20 protein-coding genes are annotated in these 20647 nt (G+C 58.7%); 5 read left to right on the top strand and 15 right to left on the bottom strand.

Features of this window, described 5'->3' with window-relative positions; genetic code table 11:
- Positions 1–25: 25 nt before the first annotated feature.
- The 7 genes from B0E33_RS28850 to B0E33_RS28820 all read right to left on the bottom strand — a co-directional run bounded on the left by B0E33_RS28850 (position 26) and on the right by B0E33_RS28820 (position 7304).
- On the bottom strand, positions 26–268 hold the full coding sequence (locus B0E33_RS28850) for a WGR domain-containing protein (protein WP_055661078.1): 243 nt from the start codon (positions 266–268) through the stop codon (positions 26–28).
- Positions 269–485: 217 nt separating this feature from the next.
- Positions 486–1334 carry a fumarylacetoacetate hydrolase family protein gene (locus B0E33_RS28845; RefSeq protein ID WP_077294018.1) on the bottom strand — a complete coding sequence of 283 codons (849 nt, stop codon included), beginning with the start codon at positions 1332–1334 and terminating at the stop codon, positions 486–488.
- Positions 1335–1372: 38 nt separating this feature from the next.
- Positions 1373–2980 (bottom strand): GMC family oxidoreductase, encoded by a 1608-nt coding sequence (locus tag B0E33_RS28840; protein WP_077294015.1) that lies wholly within the window; start codon positions 2978–2980, stop codon positions 1373–1375.
- 36 nt (positions 2981–3016) lie between these two features.
- The gene (locus B0E33_RS28835) at positions 3017–4345 is read right to left on the bottom strand and encodes a TRAP transporter large permease (protein WP_077294011.1); all 1329 of its coding nucleotides are present in this window, start codon (positions 4343–4345) and stop codon (positions 3017–3019) included.
- On the bottom strand, positions 4338–4934 hold the full coding sequence (locus B0E33_RS28830) for a TRAP transporter small permease subunit (RefSeq protein ID WP_077294008.1): 597 nt from the start codon (positions 4932–4934) through the stop codon (positions 4338–4340). Before B0E33_RS28830 ends, B0E33_RS28835 begins: the two co-directional genes overlap by 8 nt.
- A 231-nt stretch (positions 4935–5165) precedes the next feature.
- Positions 5166–6182 carry a TRAP transporter substrate-binding protein gene (locus B0E33_RS28825; RefSeq protein ID WP_022999513.1) on the bottom strand — a complete coding sequence of 339 codons (1017 nt, stop codon included), beginning with the start codon at positions 6180–6182 and terminating at the stop codon, positions 5166–5168.
- 84 nt (positions 6183–6266) lie between these two features.
- Positions 6267–7304 carry a C-terminal binding protein gene (locus tag B0E33_RS28820; RefSeq protein ID WP_077294005.1) on the bottom strand — a complete coding sequence of 346 codons (1038 nt, stop codon included), beginning with the start codon at positions 7302–7304 and terminating at the stop codon, positions 6267–6269.
- 175 nt (positions 7305–7479) lie between these two features.
- On the opposite strand from B0E33_RS28820, the gene B0E33_RS28815 reads away from it, so the two are divergent.
- Positions 7480–8187, top strand: coding sequence for a GntR family transcriptional regulator (locus tag B0E33_RS28815; protein WP_077294002.1), 708 nt, complete (start codon positions 7480–7482; stop codon positions 8185–8187).
- Positions 8188–8293: 106 nt separating this feature from the next.
- Here B0E33_RS28815 and B0E33_RS28810 read toward each other — a convergent pair whose 3' ends face one another.
- The gene (locus B0E33_RS28810) at positions 8294–8938 is read right to left on the bottom strand and encodes an NHL repeat-containing protein (protein ID WP_077293999.1); all 645 of its coding nucleotides are present in this window, start codon (positions 8936–8938) and stop codon (positions 8294–8296) included.
- A 9-nt stretch (positions 8939–8947) separates the two neighbouring features.
- Positions 8948–10168, bottom strand: coding sequence for a helix-turn-helix domain-containing protein (locus tag B0E33_RS28805; protein WP_077293996.1), 1221 nt, complete (start codon positions 10166–10168; stop codon positions 8948–8950).
- Between the two features lie 104 nt (positions 10169–10272).
- Between B0E33_RS28805 and B0E33_RS28800 the strand changes: the two genes are divergently transcribed.
- The 4 genes from B0E33_RS28800 (at position 10273) to B0E33_RS28780 (ending at position 13395) form a co-directional block, all read left to right on the top strand.
- Positions 10273–10566: a hypothetical protein gene (locus B0E33_RS28800; protein ID WP_156912563.1), complete on the top strand. Its 294-nt coding sequence runs from the start codon at positions 10273–10275 to the stop codon at positions 10564–10566.
- Positions 10567–10568: 2 nt separating this feature from the next.
- On the top strand, positions 10569–11261 hold the full coding sequence (locus B0E33_RS28795) for a DUF899 domain-containing protein (RefSeq protein WP_077293993.1): 693 nt from the start codon (positions 10569–10571) through the stop codon (positions 11259–11261).
- 443 nt (positions 11262–11704) lie between these two features.
- Positions 11705–12187, top strand: coding sequence for a hypothetical protein (locus B0E33_RS28785; RefSeq protein WP_077293987.1), 483 nt, complete (start codon positions 11705–11707; stop codon positions 12185–12187).
- Entirely contained in the window at positions 12184–13395 is a 1212-nt protein-coding gene (locus tag B0E33_RS28780) for an HlyD family secretion protein (RefSeq protein WP_055660612.1), read from the top strand. The genes B0E33_RS28785 and B0E33_RS28780 overlap by 4 nt, the downstream gene beginning before the upstream one ends.
- Positions 13396–13616: 221 nt before the next feature.
- Here the strand turns inward: B0E33_RS28780 and B0E33_RS28775 are convergent, their stop codons facing one another.
- The 6 genes from B0E33_RS28775 to B0E33_RS28750 all read right to left on the bottom strand — a co-directional run bounded on the left by B0E33_RS28775 (position 13617) and on the right by B0E33_RS28750 (position 20597).
- Complete coding sequence (locus B0E33_RS28775) at positions 13617–14369, bottom strand: transcriptional regulator NanR (RefSeq protein ID WP_228148160.1); 753 nt, start codon at positions 14367–14369, stop codon at positions 13617–13619.
- A 72-nt stretch (positions 14370–14441) separates the two neighbouring features.
- Entirely contained in the window at positions 14442–16271 is a 1830-nt protein-coding gene (apnL, locus tag B0E33_RS28770; RefSeq protein WP_156912562.1) for a D-apionate lactonase, read from the bottom strand.
- A gap of 1 nt (position 16272) precedes the next feature.
- Positions 16273–17298, bottom strand: a complete 1026-nt coding sequence (locus tag B0E33_RS28765) for a Gfo/Idh/MocA family protein (protein ID WP_077293984.1) — start codon at positions 17296–17298, stop codon at positions 16273–16275.
- A 10-nt stretch (positions 17299–17308) separates the two neighbouring features.
- Complete coding sequence (locus B0E33_RS28760; RefSeq protein WP_077293981.1) at positions 17309–18373, bottom strand: ABC transporter permease; 1065 nt, start codon at positions 18371–18373, stop codon at positions 17309–17311.
- On the bottom strand, positions 18370–19932 hold the full coding sequence (locus B0E33_RS28755; protein WP_077293978.1) for a sugar ABC transporter ATP-binding protein: 1563 nt from the start codon (positions 19930–19932) through the stop codon (positions 18370–18372). Before B0E33_RS28755 ends, B0E33_RS28760 begins: the two co-directional genes overlap by 4 nt.
- Entirely contained in the window at positions 19929–20597 is a 669-nt protein-coding gene (locus B0E33_RS28750) for a DUF2291 family protein (protein WP_077293975.1), read from the bottom strand. Before B0E33_RS28750 ends, B0E33_RS28755 begins: the two co-directional genes overlap by 4 nt.
- Between the last annotated feature and the right edge of the window lie 50 nt (positions 20598–20647).

The following is a 20647-nucleotide window of genomic DNA, read 5'->3' as shown; positions in this document are numbered from 1 at the left end:
AGGGATCAGGCACAACGCCACAGCCTCATTCCGGGCGATACCCGCGCTTGTGTTTTTGTGCCGCCAGCTTCTGTTGATGCGCCAGAGCCGATGACACATCCGCAAACAGATCAAGCCGCGTTCGACCCCAGGTGCCCAGGCGTCCCCATGTCCGGCGAACGGCAAATCCGCCGAACAGGGTGGGCTCGACCGACAGGTGGTAGAACCGGTTCATGTTCCGGCCGGGGTCCACGCGCTTGAGGAGAAGGAGATCGTCATCTGGTTCCATGACCTCATTTTCAAAGATCTTCAAACAGCGGTCCAATGAATGATTGGAATCGATGCGTAGGGACGGATTCATATCGATGATGAGTGGCTGAGAAGAACACCGCCAAAGCCGGAGGCTTCTCAGCCACATTCGGACGGCGTCCAACATGCCTTTATCCGGCCAAGGGTGACAGCGCGACGGGATTGCCCCTTGCAAGACTTGATAGGAAGCCCGTCAATCAAGCCGGCTGGGAGACAACGGTTTGTCGCTGTGTCCCAAGGCCGGAGATGCTTAGATCGACAACGTCACCAAGCTTGAGAAACTGCGGGGGATTGAGCCCAAGGCCTACGCCTTCCGGCGTTCCTGTGGCAATGACATCACCGGGCATCAGACGCATGAAATTGGACATGTAGGAGATGATTTTCGCCACCGTGAAAATCATGTCGTCGGTTGAGCTGTCCTGGTGCATCACTCCGTTCACCGAGAGCGTCAATCGAAGGTCCTGCGGGTCCTGGATCTCGTCCCGTGTAACCAGCCAGGGACCAATCGGGCCAAAGTTTGGTGCGGATTTGCCTTTGATCCACTGGCCACCGCGCTCGATCTGATAGGACCGCTCACTGACGTCGTTGATGAGGCAATAGCCGGCGACCTTCTCCAGCGCGTCCTGCTCTGGAACGTATTGGCATTCGCTGCCGATCACGACACCCAGTTCGACTTCCCAGTCGGTTTTTTCAGATCCCTTCGGCAAAATGATCGGATCGTTCGGACCGCTGATGCATGAGGTGGATTTGGAAAACAGCACCGGCTCGGAGGGATTTGGATTGCCTGTTTCCTTTGCGTGCCGGGCATAGTTCAACCCGACTGCGTAGAAATTCCGGACACCCCCCACACAAGCGCCAAGGCGCACGTCCGGATCCACGACCGGTAGCTTTGCGGCGTCCAGGGCACTCAGGGCAGAAAGGGTGCTTTTTGTGAGTGTTTCGGGCGTCAGGTCGCTTATGTGCGCGGACAGGTCACGGATGCGGCCTTCGGCATCAACACAGCCCGGTTTTTCCTGGCCCAACGGGCCAAAGCGAAGAAACTTCATGTGAAATCCTCGTGGTTCTGTTTCTTGGGGAATTTTTGTCAGGCAGAAAGCAGGATCATGTCCGCGGCTTTCTCGGCGATCATCACGACGGGTGATGCCGTGTTGCCGGAAACAATGCGCGGCATGATCGAAGCATCCACGACACGCAGTCCTTCAATGCCGCGCACCCGCAGTTCCGGGTCGACGACGGCTTTGTCATCGACACCCATCCGGCAGGTTCCGACAGGATGAAAAATGGTTGTCCCGATGTCGCCCGCAGCACGCATGAGCGCTTCATCGGACCGGACGTCGGGGCCGGGCAGAGCTTCCTCCGGCTCGTATTTTTTCAAGGAAGGCATGGTCAGCAACGCGCGGGCATGACGCAAGGACCTGAGTGCAACCGTCCTGTCATCAGGAGCAGACAGATAGCGCGGTGTTATTATCGGTTGGGTATCAGGGCTGCCGGAAGCGATGTGCACCGTACCACGACTTTCCGGCCGGAGATTGCAGACCGAAACGGTGACGGCCGGATAGGGATGCAGAGGCTCGCCGAGCCGGTCAGTCGACAAAGGCTGAATGTGATACTCCAGATCGGGCGTCGCCACGTCCGGGCTGCTGCGGGTGAAAATGCCGAATTGGCTGGGCGCCATGGAAAGCGGGCCTGACCGCGACCACAGATATTGGGCGGCCATCGACACTTTGCCTGAGAGCGAATTGACGACCTGGTTCAAGGTCCGGGCATTGCGGACCCGAAAAACCATGCGCAGTTGAAGGTGGTCCTGGAGGTTCTCACCGACGTCATCCAGGGCATGCACCACATCAATGCCGGCCTTCCTGATGACCTCCGGTCGGCCGATGCCTGACAGTTCAAGCAGCGCGGGAGATTGAACGGCTCCCGCCGCAAGCAGGACTTCTTTTCCGGTCGTGGCTATGAGCTCCTGTCCTGCGCAACTGAAGGCAACGCCCGTGGCGCGGCGACCGTCCAGGATGATCCGCTCGACTGTGGCGCCGGTCAAAAGCCGCAGATTGCCGCGCTTCAGCGCCGGTTTCAGGAAGCCCCGTGCAGAACTCCAGCGGCGGCCGCCTTTCTGGTTGACCTCGAAATAACCTGCGCCTTCGTTGTCTCCTGCGTTGAAATCGGTCGTTCGGGGAATGCCCATTTCGCTTGCGGCACTCTGGAAATCATCCAACAGGTCCCATCTCAACCGCTGCCGCGCGACCTTCCACTCTCCGCCCGCACCATGCAGCCTGCCATCCGCGTCCGGTCTGTCCTCGGACCGCACGAAGTAGGGCAGCACGTCCTGCCAGCTCCAGCCGGTGTTTCCCATCTGCGCCCAGCCGTCGTAGTCGGCTGCCTGACCGCGCATGTAGATCATGCCGTTGATGGAGCTGCATCCGCCGAGGACCTTCCCCCGCGGGTAGGCGAGAGACCTGCCGTTCAGTCCTGGATCGGCTTCCGTGCGAAGCATCCAGTCCGTACGCGGATTGCCCATGCAGTAGAGATACCCGACCGGAACATGGATCCAGGGGTAGCTATCCTTGCCGCCCGCTTCCAGAAGCAGAACCCTGTTGGCCGGATCTGCCGAAAGGCGATTGGCAAGCACGCATCCGGCCGTTCCGGCTCCTATGATGAGGTAGTCGTATTCGCCGTCTAACCTGCGTCTCATGAGGTCGTCTCGATTTCCATTCTTGAGGGAAGTGCGTCAGTGCAGTGCGAGGGCCGGGAACATCACCAAAAGCCCTACCGCAATGACCTGAAGAGCGATGAACGGAACCAGGGACCGGAAGATCTCTCCGAGGGAAATCTCGGGTGGTGTTACGCTCTTCAGATAGAATGCGGCTGGCCCGAAAGGTGGTGTCAGGAAAGACACCTGCATGTTCATGGCAAACAAGACGCCGAACCAGACGGGGTCATAGCCAAGTTCCCTGATGATGGGCACGAAGATCGGCATCGTCAGAAGTGCGATCCCGACCCAATCCAAAAACATTCCGAGTATGAAGAGAATGAGCATCATAAACAGGATGATGACTGTCGGATTGTCGGATATGCCCGTGATGAGCTGGGAGATGAAACGGATGCCGCCCATCAGGTTGTAGACGCCCACCAGGGCGCTGGCACCGATGCCGATCCACATGATCATGCCGACGGTTGCCAATGTGTGCATCGACGCATCCAGCAACATGGAGAAGGAAAACTCCCGCCGCAGGATGGTCGACACGATCACGCCGGCGACCCCGATGGCCGAGGCTTCCGTCACCGAGGCGATGCCGCCATAGATCGAACCCAGGACCACAAACACCACCGCCATCGGCAAGACCAGGCCGCGCAGCAGGGGCAGATGTTCTGAAAGCGAGATCCGTTTTTCGGGCGGGGGAGGCGCGACCTTGGGATCGGTGTACGAACGGAACAGGATATAGGCGATATAAAGCCCCGCCAGCATGAAACCCGGGACGAACGCCGCTGTGAACAGGTCTCCGACAGAGACGTTTGCTGTCAGTCCGTAGATGATGAGAACGATGGACGGAGGCACCATTGTGCCGAGCGCACCACCGGCGCAGACAACACCGATCGCCAGGCGGCGGTCATAGCCAAGCCTCAGCATCTGCGGCAGGGCAACGAGACCCAGGAGCACGATTTCCCCGCCGATAATGCCGCTCATTGCAGCCAGAATAACAGCCACGAATATGGTCTGGACCGCCACGCCCCCACGCAGCCGTCCGCCGACGAGTTTCATCGCGTCGAACAGATCCCTGGCAATGCCGGACCGGTCGAGGATCGCTGCCATCAGCACGAACATGGGCACTGAAATGAAGACGAAGGACGAGACAAAACTGTAGACGCGGCTGGTGATCAACGGAACGGCCATCGGTCCGAACCAGCCAACTGCAAAAAGAAGGGCAACCAGCAAGGTCACCATGGCAAGAGGCATGCCGGTCAGAAGAAGTCCGACCAGAAGGGCGAACATCACCAATGTGCCCCAACCGATGTCAAGTGCCTTGAGGTTCAGGCCGAAATCGAGAAGGTCAAGCATCGCCGTCTCCCCCTGTCCGGAGTGGTCGGCGCAGGTAATTCACCGTCAGGATCAGGAACTGGATGCTCATGGTGACCATCACCACGAGCAGGAAGATCTTCAGGAGGGCCGGCGCGGGTGAGTTCCAGGCGCTGCCGCTGGTTTCCAGGAAGAAGGACCCATCCGGACGGAACATCGCTTTCTTGACCATGAGCCAGGATGCCCAGGCAAAGAACAGGCACGCCAGCAGACTGGCCATGGAAATCAGCACATCCAGAACCCTGCGTGCGCGCCGGCTGACCACGTCGTAAATCAACACGACCCGGATGTGCGAATTGCGAGCGACACAGAAAAGACCACCGAAGATAAAGGTGACGGCACTGAGGAAGGTGGTTGTTTCATGCGCCCAGATAGTGGGCGAGTTGAAGACATATCGAAGGAAGATTTCGACGACCAGCACCGCCATGGCGATGATGATTCCAACCGCGAACAATCGGGCAAGGCGGGTGATGGCCCAACCCAATCGGCCAGATTCAGGCAAATATTCCTGAGCCGGCACAAGAGGTTCGGCCTGATCCGGCACTGAGGCACGTTCTGGCGGCAGAGGCATGGACAGCCACTCCAGTCTGAGAATGGGGGATCAACCACAACGACCAGGAGCGTTACCGATCGTCCCTTGAAACCGGTCGGCAGACGGCAGCGTGTCGGCGCCAGACGCGGTTGTCCGGTTCCCGGACGCATATGTCCGAGGCAACGCCTTCAAAAGGCTGCTTGCCGGTTGTGGCTTATCAAAAGTTCGAAGGAGGAATTCGGGCGCTGAGGCAGCGCCCGAAAACATGTGTCACTTCAACATGCCCTGACTGTCGAGATAGGAGGTCAGGGTCTCATAGACGTTCTGGGCATTGTCGGAGCGCGCTGCCACCTTGGCCCACTGGTCCATCGCGATCCTGCGGAACTTCGCCCGTTCTTCTGCCGACCAGTTGTGAACGGTGATGTTCGGGTCAGCAGTCGCTTCCGCATAGGTCTTCAGGTCGTTCATCGACAAGATGGCTACCGCATCCTGCGCAAAGTCACGAACGGAGACTGTCAGGATTTCCTGAAGATCAGAGGGAAGGGCGTTCCATTTGTCGAGGTTCATGGAAACTTCCACCAGAGGCATGGAATGGAACCCCGGATAGACAGGATGTTCGGCAACCTTGTGCAGGCCCTGCTGGTGGTTGGTTGAAAAGACGGTGGAATCTGCAGCGTCTATAACGCCCTTGTCGAGCGCTGTGTAAACCTCGGAATAGGGCAGGTTGACCGGAACCGCGCCGGCGGCAGCGAAGACTTCCTGAATGAGGCCTTCCGGGGCCCGTACCTTCAGGCCTTTCAGGTCATCGACCCCGTCCAGAGGACGTTTGGAAACGAAACCTTCAAGACCCGTGGTGGTGGCGCCGATGAAATGAAGACCATACGGCTCCTCAAGCGCGTTCATCAGCTCATAGCCACCGCCGTAGTTGATGAAGCGGAACATTTCGTCGGGTGCCGCCCAGGCGCCGATGGGGTTTGCAATCAGCCCGAACGCAGGATCCTTGCCGGAGAAATAGCTGACGTCGGTGATGTGGCCGTCCAGAATGCCATTGCCGACTGCGTCCTGGGTTTCATTGTATTCGACAACCGAGCCAACCGGCAGAAGCTCGATCGACAACCGGCCGCCTGACATCAGTTTTACACGTTCTGTCCAGGCCTGCTGGATGGCGAAGTTCGGGTTTCCGGCCGGATCGACCGACTGGAATGTCAATTCGAAATCCTGTGCGACGACCGAGGTGCTGCTGAGCATGCACGCTGCGATGAACGTCTTGAAAAACGTCACTTTCATACTTTCCTCCCTGAATTGGACATGTTTGGTGATCCCATGTCCTCGGATCATGTTGCGGGTTGCAGGTCCCGCAGGAGCTTTGCGTCAGGCCGCCCCGCTGAGGGCTGGCGTGACCGGCGAATTGACGAGGTTGCGAAGGCGGCCCTCGCGCAGGAACTGCATGGCCGTTTCCACTGAAAGGCGCCGCGCGTCGGCAACGCTTTCCGGGCTGGACCAGGCCGCATGGGGCGTCACGAACAAGCGCTCACCGACGATCGGATCGGTCCCATTGGCATAGGCAAGGGCGATTTCATCGGATTTGGAAGGCGGCTCGACCGGAAGCACGTCGATCCCGGCACCTGCGATCGTTTGCCGTCGCAAGGCGTCCAGAAGCGCGTTCACGTCGATGATCGCGCCGCGTGCCGTGTTGATCAGAATTGCATGCGGCTGCATCATCGACAGTCGCTCGGCGTTGATCATGTTGCGGGTTTCCGCCGTCAGCGGACAATGCAGGCTGACAACATCGCTTTGGGACAGCAGCTCTTCGAGATGGTCGCACCGGTCCACGCCTGCGGCGATCTCGGTACCGCGGGACACCAGCGGATCATATGCCAGAACGCGCATGCCGAAGGCCTTGGCCCGAAGCGCCGTGGCAATGCCGATCCGTCCGAGGCCGATCACGCCGAACGTTTTGCCGCGCAACCGTGCCAGCAGCGGCGCCCGGGCATGGTCAAAGCCGTCTTGGGGCGATTGCATGAGGTTGCGATGATAGCTGGCGATACCGCGCCGCATGGTGAGCATCAGGGCTATGGCATGATCGGCAACTTCGCTGGTGCCGTAGTCCGGTGTATTGCACACCGGAATGCCTGCATTGGCGGCTGCCTGAAGGTCGATGTGGTCAAATCCGACACCGGCTCTCACAATGATCTTGCACCGGTCCAGCTTTGAAATGAGCTGGGGTGAAACCGGCATTTCATGCCAGACCACCATCGCATCACACGACCGCAGAACTTCTTCAGGCAACTGCTCGGGAGAGCGCTCGCGGTAAATATCCCAGTCCACATCGTCACCCGCCGTGGCCCGTTCGATCAAGGCATCGTCTGGGTATTGGGCATCAGGGGTCAGGAGACGCAGGCGGGACATGAAATACCTCTTGAACTTCAAAGTGCATTTTGTGTTTGCATTGGCTCTTCTAGAATTCTAGAATTTATTCGAATGTCAAACAAATTTTTGAAACTATGAAAAAAGCAAGGTTTTTGGCGATTACAGGTCTGCTAGACCGTGGTGTAGTGAGCCAGGTGGATGCGAGGAGAAGAGAGTGTCGCTAACCCAGGAAGCCAGCGAGCGCATTCGCGATGCGATCGTGTCCGGTAAATTTGAATTCGGTGAGCGGCTCTCGGAAGAGCAAATCGCAAGAGCTCTCGGGATGAGCAAGGCACCGGTTCGAGCCGCCTTCATGGAACTGCGTGACATGGGTCTGGTGACCATTGTCCCACAGGCTGGAACCTACGTGTTTACGCCTTCGCGAAAAGACGTGGAGGAAATGAGCCAATTCCGGGCCATGCTTGAAAAGGAAGCTCTCCAGATGGCACTGGTGCGGAACCGAAGTGGGCTGGTGCAACAGTTGTCCGCCGCCATTTCCCAGATGGACCACGCGATAGAAAGTGGCGACCGGCTTCGTTACAGCACGGCCGACAGCGCGTTTCATCGGGTTATTCTTCAGATTGCCGGAAACAGGTATCTTGAAAAGGCCTATGATCTGACGGCAACTGCTCTGGCCGCGCTGAGAGCACGCCTTCAGTCAGGCGAAGGCGACTACTGGCACCGCTCCTACGCCGAGCACACCCGCATGCGCGACCTGATCGATCAAGGCGAATTCGACGCCGCTCACGCACTCCTGCAAGAGCATATCCTGATCATCAATCGATCCCTGGCCCTGCCGGATACCAACACCCAGATCCGCCAGAAAGCACAGCTGCGCTCGGATCAGGAGTGTCAGGAATTGCTTCTTCAAAGTCAGGGATGACTGTCTTCGGTGAGTAGCCGCAATTTTTGCGGCTAAGCGCTTGCGACAAGCCCGGCGATAGTCGCGGCGCCATGACCTTAATAGCGAGGGTCTTTTGGGGAACAGATCACTCGGAATCTGACCCTGGCCGTCGGACGACCAACAGTTTTCCGGCGTCTCCGCTGCCGCAGAAAAAGCGATCACCGCCATCGGATTCAAGTCCCGAGACGCCGGAACCCGATGGCATTTGCAAACGCTCCAGCACATCTCCAGTCGTAGCATTGATGTGTCGGATATCGCTTTCGCCGTCCTGCCAGGTGCCGTGCCAAAGCTCGCCATCCACCCATGTGACGCCAGTGACGAAGCGATCCGATTCAATTGTACGATGAACTTTGCCGCTTTCTGGATCCACCTGGTGGATCTTGCGGCCGCGATGCTGTCCAACCCAAAGGAAACCCTCGGCCCAAGCCAGTCCCGAATGCCCGCCGTCACCGGGGGTCGGTATCGTGGCCAGCACTTCTCCGGTTGTGGGGTCGATCTTGTTGATTGCATCATCGGCAGTCTGGAACAGATGAGTTCCATCAAAGGCGGTGCCGGCATCGGCGGCAGTCGCGATCGATCCCGTAATCTCTCCACTTTCCGGATCAAGCGCATTTAGCCTGTCTCCGGACGCGAACCAGACCCGCTCGCGACCAAAGCTGACCCCGGCAATGTCGTCGATGCCGGGGAAGGGGCCGAACTCCCGGATGATCTCTGCTGTTCTGTGTTTCATGTGGCGATTCTAACCGGTGGCGATTGCAAGGGGGAGTAACAAACTTGTCGGGAATCCGGGAACGCACGATAGGATCCAGCGGCAGGCCCGCCCTCGTCCGAAGGAACGAACTTTCCCGGCAAGAGCAAGGTCTTCAAGCTTCCTCTGAACCGTGCGTGGACTTACACCGAGTGCCATCGCCAGCGCAGAACTCGACCAGGCCTCGCCGTCCGCGAGCAGCGCCAGCACCTCCGGGTGGTCGCTTTCCACCGGTGGCGCCAGCACGGCGACCTGGCGAGCGCCGTACGGCTTCAGCGCAAAGCCCAGGCTCGTTGCCCTTACCGCGGCGACGGGTTTGATGGCCTTGCGAAGGCGGGCAATCTCGACACGCAACCTAGCCCGGTGCGAATCGTCCACATGCTTTGCCCCGAAGGCGTGCATGAGAAGGTTTTCGCGCGAAACATCTTCCGGCCAGACCTCTGCCAACGCACGTGCCAGAGCAAGCAGGACTGGACGGCGGTCGAGTGAGATCATCTTCTCCCCAAGCCGCGCAGCATTTCGGCAGGTATCTACAATAAACGTATCGGAAGCGACCAGAGCCTCGACCCCGTCAAGCTGCAGCAAGTCTTGCCTGTCGCGAGAGACAAGACGGGCGGCCGGTGCTTCCAGCGCATGCCTTGCCTTTTCAACTTCGGCCTTGAGGGAGGGAATACCGGCATCGCGGGCAGCACGCGCTGCCTGCTGGAGTGCGGCTCGTGCAGGCCCCGTCCGGATTTGCCGCATGGCTATGCCGGCGACCACAAGACCGTAGCCGGCTCGAGACGCAGGCGGCAAGACGTCGATGTCGATGCTGTCGAGTGTCCTGTGAGCGTCATCGAGCCGGCCGATGAGTAGAAGCTGGCGGGCTTCGAGATAGCCGGCATGTGCGGCATTCACCTGGTCACCACCGGCTTCGAGCGTCGCGCGTGTTGCACCGAGCGTTTGAAAGGAACGGCCGAGGTCGCGGCAGACCAAAGCGATCTCGGCTTCGGCAACCATGCAGCGTGCACGCGCCATCGGCTCATCCGGCCCGAAGGCGCGGGCCGCATCCTTCAGCAGCTCTCTGGCGCGCCCAAGGTCGCCGAGCTGGGCCATGGCAATGCCGCGCAACGCCAATGCCGGCGCGTCGTTGCGCAGTGCCACCCGTTTCAATACCGCCAGAGGATCTCCGGACGAAAGGGCGCGCGCCGCCGCGGCGATCAGCATGTCCATGGAAATCCCGCCAAACTTGTAACTCTCACCCGCCCCGTCTCCGCATCTATGTCTTTGCTCACCGGGCGATGGTCGCAAACGCCGGATCATACGGAGGACCGATAATGACGATGTTTGCAGGTACAGGGAAGACACAAGGACCCTCTGGTCACCGCCGCGACACAGCAGGGTGCCTTCGGCTGGCCGCTGCGCCAACCTTTGGCTCAATGGCATGGATTTCCGCAACCGGAGTGCAGGGGTGGGAGATCTGTTCATCCGTTCCAGGCTTCCTGCCTGTGAATGACATGACCCTGATGTACGTCCTGATGGGCCTGTTCCACCTGCCGCCCTGGCTCAGGCTGATGTCCGCCCGCTCGCGGCGCTTCGATATCCCCACCACCCAAACTGAAGGAGAATGATCATGCAAAACGCTGTTGTTTCACATGAAGACTGGCTCGCCGCCCGGCGGGACTTGCTGCAAAAGGAAAAGGAACTCACGCACCTGCGCGACAGTATCGCCAGCGAGCGCCTCGCCTTGCCGTGGGAACGCATCGAGAAGGACTATGTCTTCGATACACTTGACGGCCCGCGCTCTCTTGCCGGGCTTTTCGAGGGACGGTCTCAACTCGTGGTACAGCATTTCATGTTTGCGCCGGGATGGAAGGAAGGCTGCCCGAGCTGTTCTTTCATGGCCGACCACACCGACGGCATGAACCAGCATCTTGCCAACCATGACGTGACCATGATTGCAGTCTCCCGCGCCCCCCTGGCCGACATTGAACGCTACCGTAAGCGCATGGGCTGGACGTTCAGATGGGTCTCGTCCTTCGGTAGCGACTTCAACTACGACTTCCGGGTCAGTTTCACCCCCGAGGAAGTCGCCAGCGGGCACATCGACTACAATTTCGGTGGCTGGAACATGACGGGCGAGGAATGGCCCGGCGTCAGCGCCTTCATCAAGAACGAGGCCGGCAAAGTTTTTCGTACATATTCGACCTACGGACGCGGTGTCGAAGTGATGATGGGCACTTATGCCATGCTCGACCTGACGCCCAAGGGGCGCAATGAGGCGAGGGGCATGGACTGGGTGCGCCGACACGATCGCTACGAATAAGCACCTGGGAATTGAGTGCGCAATGCATGTCGGCATCGCCGGAAAAGGTAAGATCGCCGGGCCTGCAAAGGCCCGGCAATTTGCAAATTAGCCTCTAGGCCCACCGGCTTCTTTCCGGACAGCTGCGACCAGGGCGAACGGCTGATTGGAAGCGGACGACCTGAGGCAAACCATCGCTGCGGCCAGCGTGCCATCACGGAGACCACAGTCGAAATCCTGAGCGCCGCTCGGGACGTCTAAACCAATCATCTCGTCATTCCGGAAAGACATTGCCTGAAACCCTTCGATCCAGCCTCGGAAGGTGCGTGTCACACCGACTGCGGATCAGGCCGACCTAACGTGTCCTCGGTCAGAGGCGCAATTTCTTGTTTCAATCGGTAATTCCTGCAGACATTATGTTTCCGGTGACGTTGGGTCACAGCACATCGGGTGGGGGAACATTCATGAGCACAACGGCAACGACGGCGCAGACACTGGACCCACCGCCGGATTCCTGGGTCGCGCCCGGCGCCAGCGACGGCTTTGCCACGGCCGGGTTGATCACACTGCTGCTGCTCCTTTTCCTGGTGATCTACCTCTATGCCGTTTTCGACCGCTACGCGGAGCACAAGGGATCGAGGACGCCGATCCGCACCACGATCCCGACCATGCTGGTGATCGGCCTTGCCTATGATCTGGTGCCGCCCTTGCGGGACGTGAGCCTTCTGTTGCCGTTGACCCTGATTTTTGCCGCCTTTGCCTATGACGTCGTTCTCTGGATGAAGCCGGAACCGGCCGCGGACGAGACGTTGCGGGAAGAGGAAACAGCAGCCGTCGAGAACGCGTCGCCTGCCAATGGAACGACCCCTGCCAAAGAACAACCGATAGCAGAGCAGTCAGTTGCGGATCTGCAGACACCGGTCGAAGGAAAAGGAGCCAACGCATGATCGAGCTCCTCATCACCTGCTTTCCGCTGTTGCTGCGCATGGCCTATCTGCGCTGGCGGGGACGCCCCGTGACGCTCTACAACGTCCACCGCGCACTGTTCGTCTGGATTGTCTTGTTCGTCGCGCTGATCTTCACGGTCGAGTATTATCATCCGGACACCCCAAATGCGTTGATCCCCTACCGTGTCGTGCCGATCGTCACCGAACGTGGTGGCACGGTTACCGAAGTGCCCGTTAAAGCCGGTCAAACCGTCAAGGTCGGCGATCTGCTTTTCACGGTCGATGACAGCAGCGAAAAGGCGGCGGTCGCAACCGCCCAGACCGCGGTCGGTGAAGTCAACAGCCAGATCGATGTCGTCAAAGCACAGATCAAGGCAGCCGCGGCCGACCTCGCCCGGACGAAAGCGGTTCTCGACACCGCCAACCTGACCCTGTCGGAACAGCAGGACCTCAAGGACAAGAACTCGCCCGCCTACACGCTGAACAGGTACGAAAACGCAAAGGCCGCACAGGAGCAGGCGGCCGCCAATGTGAACGCCGCCAACTCCAAGATGGAAGCGCTGCAAGTGCAGCTCGATCAGGTCCTGCCAGCAGAACTGAAGTCCGCAGAAGCCGCCCTCGACCAGGCCAAGGTCAATCTTGCCAAGACCAAGGTGTATTCGTCGGTTTCCGGCAAGATCGAGCAGCTAACCCTGAATGTCGGCGCTCGCGCCGCGCAGTTCTCGGTTAATCCGGCGATGGTCATCGTGCCGGATCGCGACAAGACCGATCCCATTGAAATCGTCGCTGGTTTCAGCCAGACAAACAGCGCGGTTCTGCATGTCGGCATGCCTGCGGAGGTCGCCTGCGAGAACAACATCAACAGCGGCATGGCGAACACGGTGCTGGCAGCGCGCATCGTCCGCATCCAGGACGTTATCGCGACCGGCCAGCTCGGTCCGACCGGCGTCCTGATGCAGCCGTCAGACCGTCGCGGCCCCGGTGACCTTGTCGTACATGTTCGGCTCGAATATCCCGAACAGAACGCTCTCTTGGTTGATGGCGCCAGATGCCTGGTCCAGGCCTATACCACCCATATTTCCGGCTCGCTTCAAGGCACCTTCATGGGTGGCATCATCCAGGCCTGGGCGCTGGAAAAGGCGCTGATCATGCGGATGAAGGTCTGGATCATGCTCTTCGCTGGAACGGGACTGATCGGCGGGGATTGAGTCGGCAGAAAATCGTCAGATCCGTGACGCGATGCTCGATGTCATCCGCAAGGACAGCGCAAATTGAACTTGTTGGCCAACTGCGAGAATTGCCAGCTGATGATTGCGTCCGGTTTCCGGATCCTGACGAGAGCCGCCGAAAGACTGATATGGGGACGCTTTGCCGGCTGGCAGGCGCCGATGGCACCAACCGCGCGCGCAACGAAACCGTTAGTGCAGTGTCAAATGTGATGCCGGTAAAGGTCCTGGGATCTGTTCAGGTGCGAGCGCATTGCGCTTTCGGCCTCTTCAGCAACGCCGCCTTCGATGCACTCGACGATTTTCGAATGCTCGGCAAGCGTGACGTTCTCCCGTCCCGACCAGATCAAAAGGTCCGTATGATAATTGAACAGCCAGTTGAGCATGGCGTCACTCACTGCTGCAAAAATCGGATTGCCCGAGATCGAGGCGATCTTGCTATGAAACGCGATGTCGGCCTTGATGAAGTCGGACGGACTGTCGAGCATGTCCTCTTGATGGCTTATGAGGTGTTTGAGCTCGGAAATGTCTTCGGGCGTTGCCATTTCCGTCGCGATCCTGACCATGCCGACTTCAAACAGTCTACGCGCCTGCTTCAGGTGCTCCAGATTGTCCGAAGACGCTGACAGCAGCATGCGTGCCACCATATCCATCTGCCGAAACGCAAGATCGGCCGAAAGCTCACTGACCCTGGAGCGCTCACCCTGCGAGATCGAAATGAGACCCTGGGTGTGCATCGTCTGCATGGCCTCGCGCACCGCGGGCCGGCCGACGCCGAAACGTTGCATCAGTTCACGCTCAGACGGCATGGGATCACCGGGTCCAAGCTCACCCCGTACAATCATTTCACGCAATCGATCGAAAACCTGATCGGAGAGTTTTCGCCGGACAATCTTGTCGTCACCGGCCCCCAAGCCGTTCCAGTTTTCCATGACCCGCCAATCTGATCTCTTCATTGTTGGGGTGTCTGAACGTCGCGACAAGCACGGCGTCAAATTCGCCAGCCGTTTCAACACCCTTGGAAAGACTTATAGCCGGATAACTTCAAATGGGCCAAACGTCCTGCGTTCACCAAAGCCAATTTCCAGTTCCCGATTTGTCAGATTTGCAGCAAACCGCAAGACCTCACCGTCCTTCTCCACACAAAGGGCAGCTACGCTGGCTGGTGTTTCATCGCTGCAGTCGATGACAGCCCCTTCGCTTAGCCCAGCAAGGAGCGAGACAACTTCACCGACAGGCAGAAGAGATCCGCTTTCTGTGTCCACGATTCCTCTCGGGCCTGTGAAGCTGGCAGGGATCCATTGGCGGATATCAGCGTTGGCAATTGCGGACGCATACCCCATGGTCCAGGCAGCGGCGAAAAGGCCGCGCTGACGCGGATCGTCGTGGGTCATGCAGATGCGCTCGTTTCCGGGATTGGCGAATGTCCGCGAACCGTAAGGATTCTGACGCATGCCGATGGTTGTCGGTCCCAGTCTGTATTCCTTGTCCTTGCCGATGATCGCACGGGCAGTGCGCGTGATGTGCGGCAGGGTCTCAAGTGTTTCTAGAACACTCTCGTCATCAGCAGCATGGACAATCGGATTAGTCGCGTGGGTCACGAAATCAAGCAACGACACCGGAGGTCGCTTGCGGTTCAACTCGGTGAAATAGCTGAACATGCCGCCCCCGAGCCTCATGCCGGGGAAACAGTGTCTTGCAGCCGTATAGATGTCCGCCAGGGGAGGGCATTGCGGCCATTCGCTTCCAGGTGGTGTCGATTGTCGGTCAACGGAAGGACAGACCGCAATGGAAGCCAACTCGAGCCCGCTTCTATCAATCATGTCGGCAAGGTTTTGAAACTCGCCCAAGAGGTCTCCCTTGCAGGAAACCACATATTCAAGTTCATAGGACGCCGGGAAACGAACTTGCAGCTCCCTGAAACCCTCGAGCGCCTCCTGCCCATGCAAAGCAGTTGGATCAAGGTGACACAGGATTGCTGGAGGGTTCACTTTCCTCAGGAGGTCAATGTGACTGATGGCAGACTTCAGGTCTTCCGGGCTGATCAACAAACCGATGCGCGGAAACCTGCTTTTTGTTTTCTTTCCCGCTTTAAGTTCGACACCCCCGGTGGAGGTGCTTAGCGGTGTTATGGTCGATGGGGCAGTCTCGTTTGCAAGATTTTCTATCTGAAGGGTAATCGACTGTTCGACCTCCTTGCCCGTTTCAATGACATATGGCCACGGAAGCGCCAGGGGTCTCACATAGGTCTTGTAGGAAGCGTCTGACCAGTTGCGCTGGTCCTCCATTTCGAACGTGTCGCCGTCCATCTGGCATCGGGCCTTCAAGTGCGGCGCAGGTGCGTGGGTCAGCGACCGGATCGACTTGAACGGTTGCCAGGGATCTATGAGGTCTGGAAACCTGGTTTGGACGACCGAACCATCACAATGCTCCACTTCGACAGGTTCACCGGCTACTCCATTGATCGGATGCAGCACCGTGAAACCACAGCGGTTGGTTTCGAAGGCGCTGTCGGCAACAGCCGAGGAGGCAAATCTCAAGGAACCGGTTTCCGTGCCGGTGATGCGTGCCGTGACGCTGAGACCCGCCCCCTGGTTTTTGTAGCAGGAAACATAGGAAATCTCGAACTTCCCAGGCTCTTCCAGGACAACGAGATCGGAGATGGCTCCGGCCAGCGTGCCCCAGTCCTTGTCACGCACCACGTAGGAAATAGCGCGCAGCACTTCGTGGCCCTCGAAACGGACGTAGCGCAGGTTTCCGTTTTCCAGCCTTACTTCCAACGGTCCTGCGCGCAATATCCGGAAAGGCTCCGGCGCACTTTCCGTTCCGTACAGGCGCATGCGGCTCACGGTACTCATCTCAGGCGCTGCCCAGTATGATTGTTCGGCTGTTCCCGGCGGCGGAAAGATACGCAGCCTCGACCAGTTCCAGCGTCTTCAGGTTGTCCGTTCCAGACGTCTCGGGCGTGCTGGCAGCATTCAGGCAATCGATGAAGTGCCGTTGAATGTTGTAGACACTTTCCTGAATGTTGTGCCAGGGGCGCTCCGCCCAGGAAAGCAATGGGGGCGAAACGTCCAGTTCCCTGGTGCCGGACGCATTGTGCAACACCAGCCTGTAATCAGGCATCAGCCTGAGTGCTCCTTCACTGCCATCCACTTCAAGAAGGCTTTCCGGAAAGCTTTCCCGGGACAGCCGTGATGCGTAGCTGCAGTCGACGACACTGGTGACGCCGCTTTCGTGAACCAGCATCATGGTGGCAACGTCTTCCGCCTTAATTGCCGGATTGACCCGCTTCGTGCTTGCCGAGATGGTGCGTACATCACCGAACAGGAAACGTGCGATGTCCAGGATATGAATCCCAAGGTCCTGGATGATAAAACGGTCATCTGTCGCAAGATACGGTTGACTGGCATAGACATCATAGGCGGAGCGGAAACTGACCCGCCCCCAGAACGGCGTTCCGATACTGCCCTTTTCGATTTCGGCTTTCGCCGCACGGATTGCCGACTGCCAGCGGAAGTTCTCATGCACCATCAGGGTCACGCCGGCCGCTGCGGTAGCATCGACCATTGCAGTGGCGTCTGCCAGTGTGTCCGCAAAAGGCTTCTGGCAGATGATGTGCACTTTCGACCTCGCCGCGAGTTCCACCAGCGGCCGGTGGGTCTGAACTGTCGTCGCGATGTCGACAAAATCGAGCTCTTCCGATTTCATGAGATCGACCGCGTCGGAATAGGTCCTTTCAATGCCAAAGCGTTCAGCCGTTTCCTTCAGGCGTTTGTCGTCGCGGTCACACAGCGCGATGATGGCTGCTCCGTCGACATCGGCCCATGCATGCATGTGATTTTGGGCGAAAAAACCGCAGCCGATCAATGCGCCTTTCTTCATGAAATTCTCCTCAAGCTGCCGCGGCCTGCTGCTGTAGTGCCACACGGGCCTGCAGCTTTTGCTGTGCCTGGTCGACAACTACAGCGGCGATGATCACCAGGCCCTTGATAACGGTCTGCCAGAAGGAACTGACACCCATCATCACGAGTCCGTCGGACAGAACGCCTATCACGAATGCGCCGACAATCGTTCCGCCGATCCGTCCGCGTCCACCCGACATGGATGTGCCGCCGAGGACCGCCGCCGCAATCGCGTTGAGTTCGAAGGTCTCTCCCGTTGCCGGATGCGAAGCCACCAGCTGAGACGAGATGACAAGGCCGACAATGGCCGCGCAAAAGCCCGAGAACATGTAGACGAACATCTTGACGCGGTTGACCTTCACACCTGACAGGGCGGCTGCCTTCTCGTTGCCGCCAACCGCATAGATGTGCCGTCCCAGTGGCGTTCGGCCTGCTATATACGCGGCGATCAATCCGACAGCTATCAAGAGCCAGATGGACACCGGGATACCGAGAAAGCTACCCGTGCCGAGGATGTCGAAACCCGTTGATCCATAGGCCTCCTTACCGACGAGGTTTGGAAACGTCGCCCCGTCAGAGGAAAGCAGGGCCAGCCCGCGTGCCACGTAAAGCGTTCCGAGCGTCGCGATGAAAGGTGCCACATTGAGACGCGTTATCAGCACCCCATTTATCGCTCCCACGAAAACACCGACGGCAAGCGTGATGAGAATGATCTCGAAGATATTGAAATAGAGCGAGTACCCAATCCCCAGATCGACACCGTTGAGAATGAGATAGCCGGCCACCATTCCGCAAAGGCCGACAATCGACCCGACCGAGAGATCGATCCCGCCGGTAATGATGACGAAGGTCATGCCGATCGCCAGAAACGCGTTCAGTGCCACGTGCTTGGACATGATGACGAAATTCGCGGTGCTGAGGAAATTCGGAGCCGCAAACGAGAAGAACGCAAACACCGCAATCAGGGCGATGAAGGTCCTGAGCTTCAGGAGCAGCAGGATCATCGGTTGTCCGCCGGAGGTGCCTGAAGGCTGCATGGTGGTGACTGATGTCATCCGTTACTACTCCCAATGAAATGACCTGCTTCGGAGGCAGGAGCGTGCCCGATCGCAGACGCCGCGATTATCTGTTCTTCCCGCACGTCGGCGCCCTCAAACTCGCCCGTAATGCTGCCGTTCGACATCACGATGATCCGGTCGGACAGGGACATGACCTCTTCAAGATCCGAGGTGACGAACAGAATTCCCAGTCCTTCTGCCGCAAGCCGCCGCATGGTGCGAAAGACCTCGGCCTTTGCGCCAATGTCGATACCGCGGCTCGGCTCGTCCATGAGCAGGACCTTTGGCGAGGTCATCAGCGCCTTGCCGATCACGACTTTCTGCTGATTGCCTCCCGAAAGAGAGCTGACCGGGTTTTCCATGCTGGCAATCTTGATGGCCAGGTCCTTCACGAACCGCTTCACCGTCTCCCGCTCTGCCTTGAGGCTGAGGTGAATGCCCTTCACGAACCTGCCGAGGCTCGACAAAGACATGTTCTCCCGGATCGGCAGGATCTGGATCAGACCTTCCGACTTCCTGTCTTCGGGGATTAGCGCCAGCCCGCGTCCGATACGCCCAGCGACGTCCGGTTCGTTCAGATGGCGTCCCTCGACGTAGAAGTCCCCCGTGCAATGGGGATGCTGGGCCATGATGCACTCGAACAATTCGGAGCGCCCCGCGCCCATGAGGCCGTAGATGCCGACAATCTCGCCAGCCCGCAGGGACAACGACACGTCATCGACAACGAACTTTCCCGTCCGGCCCATCAGACTGATGTTCTCGCAGCGAAACACCTCGTTTCCGAAGTCGTGATCGACCGTCTTGGCGAAGTCCTTTGAGGCTGCACCGATCATGTTCTGCACGATCCAGGGTACGTCGACGCCGTCCATGCTCCTGGCACCGGTTCGTGCACCGTCCCTCAGCACCGTGATGTAGTCGCCGATCCGGATCAGTTCCTCCAGGCGGTGCGAAATGTATACGATGCCGACACCGCGTTTCTTGAGGTCCGCGATGACCCGGAAGAGGATTTCGACTTCTGCCGCACTCAGGGCGGAGGTCGGTTCGTCCATGATCAGGATCCGGGCATCCTGGGCCAGCGCCTTGGCGATCTCGACAATCTGCTGTTCGCCGATGCGAAGGTCGGACACCATCGCGTCCGGCGAAATGTCGTGCTCGAGACGCTGCATCAGCGCCGCGGCTTCCGACCTCTGGTCGCTGGCGGCGATGTCCACCCCGGCGCGGGTCTTTTCCCGTGCGATAAAGATATTGTCGGCAACCGACATGTTGGGAAACAGGTTGAGTTCCTGGAAGACGATGCCTATGCCGTGCGCCGCGGCCGTGCGGGTATCGGGGAAAGAGACCTTTTTCTCTCCCATCAGAATATCGCCCGAAGTCAGCTGCTCGACGCCGGCGATCACTTTCATCAAGGTGGATTTGCCAGCGCCGTTTTCACCAACGAGCACATTCACTGCGCCAAGCCGGACATCGAAGTCCACGTCCTTCAGCGCGTGTGTACCCGGATAGACCTTGTTTGCGGCGCGCACGGACAAGCCGATCTGGTGCTTTGCTTCTGTCATGACCCACCAATTTTTGTCTCAACGGGTGTGATCAGGTACGGCGGACCATCACCGCGCACCGTAAAGGCACCAAGCACGTCAACCGTCTTGCCCACGAGATCGTCGCGGGGCAGATCTTTCAGAGCGCTTTCGTAAGCGCGTGTATTCAGGGAGCGGGAGAGCTGGGCGAACTCTATCTGATCGGTAAATGAGGAGAAATCTACAAAGGGAAGGATGTCCCGGAGTGCTGTTCCGCGGATCACCGGACCAAGCTGCAGGATAACATCTGCCTTGCCATCAGCGGTGACGTCCACTTCCGCAGTGGCGGCACGCGTATCGGTCCTGGCCGCCAAGATTGTGCCCTGTACCCTGGCTGCGAAGTTCCAGGGACTTCCCTCGCTGGACGGACGATAGCCATGTGCTTCGCCGGCGACGTCAACATCTCCTGCGATCGCATCGCCGAGAACGGCCATGTCGGTCGCCGTTTGCTGAAGATGTGGCAGAACCTGTTTGGACCAGATATCGGCGACAAGGGCATCCATGTCGCCGCCCGGATCGCTTGAAACGACTTGCTGGGCCTGACCGTCACCGTCATTCGTGGCAACATGCTTTTCGAGTTTGCAGCCGCCCAGGCCGGCGGCAACTGCAAAAACTAACAACAGGGAAGGAACTGCGCCGCGATCCACTGTGCAACCTCCTTGAACAGAACCCTTCCGGCGGTTTCCGGCAGGATTTT

The organism is Roseibium algicola, from assembly GCF_001999245.1.
GTDB classification, from domain to species: Bacteria; Pseudomonadota; Alphaproteobacteria; order Rhizobiales; family Stappiaceae; genus Roseibium; species Roseibium algicola.
Note: the sequence above shows the minus strand (reverse complement) of the source record. Positions and strands in the feature narration are given on the sequence as shown.

Excerpts from the sequence above, each read along its gene's own strand:
- B0E33_RS28765 (WP_077293984.1), bottom strand. The coding sequence starts at position 17,298 with ATGAAGAAAGGCGCATTGATCGGCTGCGGTTTTTTCGCCCAAAATCAC.
- B0E33_RS28835 (WP_077294011.1), bottom strand. The coding sequence starts at position 4,345 with ATGCTTGACCTTCTCGATTTCGGCCTGAACCTCAAGGCACTTGACATC.
- B0E33_RS28755 (WP_077293978.1), bottom strand. The coding sequence starts at position 19,932 with ATGACAGAAGCAAAGCACCAGATCGGCTTGTCCGTGCGCGCCGCAAAC.
- B0E33_RS28830 (WP_077294008.1), bottom strand. The coding sequence starts at position 4,934 with ATGCCTCTGCCGCCAGAACGTGCCTCAGTGCCGGATCAGGCCGAACCT.
- B0E33_RS28775 (WP_228148160.1), bottom strand. The coding sequence starts at position 14,369 with ATGAAGAGATCAGATTGGCGGGTCATGGAAAACTGGAACGGCTTGGGG.
- B0E33_RS28825 (WP_022999513.1), bottom strand. The coding sequence starts at position 6,182 with ATGAAAGTGACGTTTTTCAAGACGTTCATCGCAGCGTGCATGCTCAGC.
- B0E33_RS28805 (WP_077293996.1), bottom strand. The coding sequence starts at position 10,168 with ATGGACATGCTGATCGCCGCGGCGGCGCGCGCCCTTTCGTCCGGAGAT.
- B0E33_RS28780 (WP_055660612.1), top strand. The coding sequence starts at position 12,184 with ATGATCGAGCTCCTCATCACCTGCTTTCCGCTGTTGCTGCGCATGGCC.
- B0E33_RS28845 (WP_077294018.1), bottom strand. The coding sequence starts at position 1,334 with ATGAAGTTTCTTCGCTTTGGCCCGTTGGGCCAGGAAAAACCGGGCTGT.
- B0E33_RS28840 (WP_077294015.1), bottom strand. The coding sequence starts at position 2,980 with ATGAGACGCAGGTTAGACGGCGAATACGACTACCTCATCATAGGAGCC.
- B0E33_RS28810 (WP_077293999.1), bottom strand. The coding sequence starts at position 8,938 with ATGAAACACAGAACAGCAGAGATCATCCGGGAGTTCGGCCCCTTCCCC.
- apnL (WP_156912562.1), bottom strand. The coding sequence starts at position 16,271 with ATGAGTACCGTGAGCCGCATGCGCCTGTACGGAACGGAAAGTGCGCCG.
- B0E33_RS28820 (WP_077294005.1), bottom strand. The coding sequence starts at position 7,304 with ATGTCCCGCCTGCGTCTCCTGACCCCTGATGCCCAATACCCAGACGAT.
- B0E33_RS28785 (WP_077293987.1), top strand. The coding sequence starts at position 11,705 with ATGAGCACAACGGCAACGACGGCGCAGACACTGGACCCACCGCCGGAT.
- B0E33_RS28795 (WP_077293993.1), top strand. The coding sequence starts at position 10,569 with ATGCAAAACGCTGTTGTTTCACATGAAGACTGGCTCGCCGCCCGGCGG.
- B0E33_RS28850 (WP_055661078.1), bottom strand. The coding sequence starts at position 268 with ATGGAACCAGATGACGATCTCCTTCTCCTCAAGCGCGTGGACCCCGGC.
- B0E33_RS28760 (WP_077293981.1), bottom strand. The coding sequence starts at position 18,373 with ATGACATCAGTCACCACCATGCAGCCTTCAGGCACCTCCGGCGGACAA.
- B0E33_RS28800 (WP_156912563.1), top strand. The coding sequence starts at position 10,273 with ATGACGATGTTTGCAGGTACAGGGAAGACACAAGGACCCTCTGGTCAC.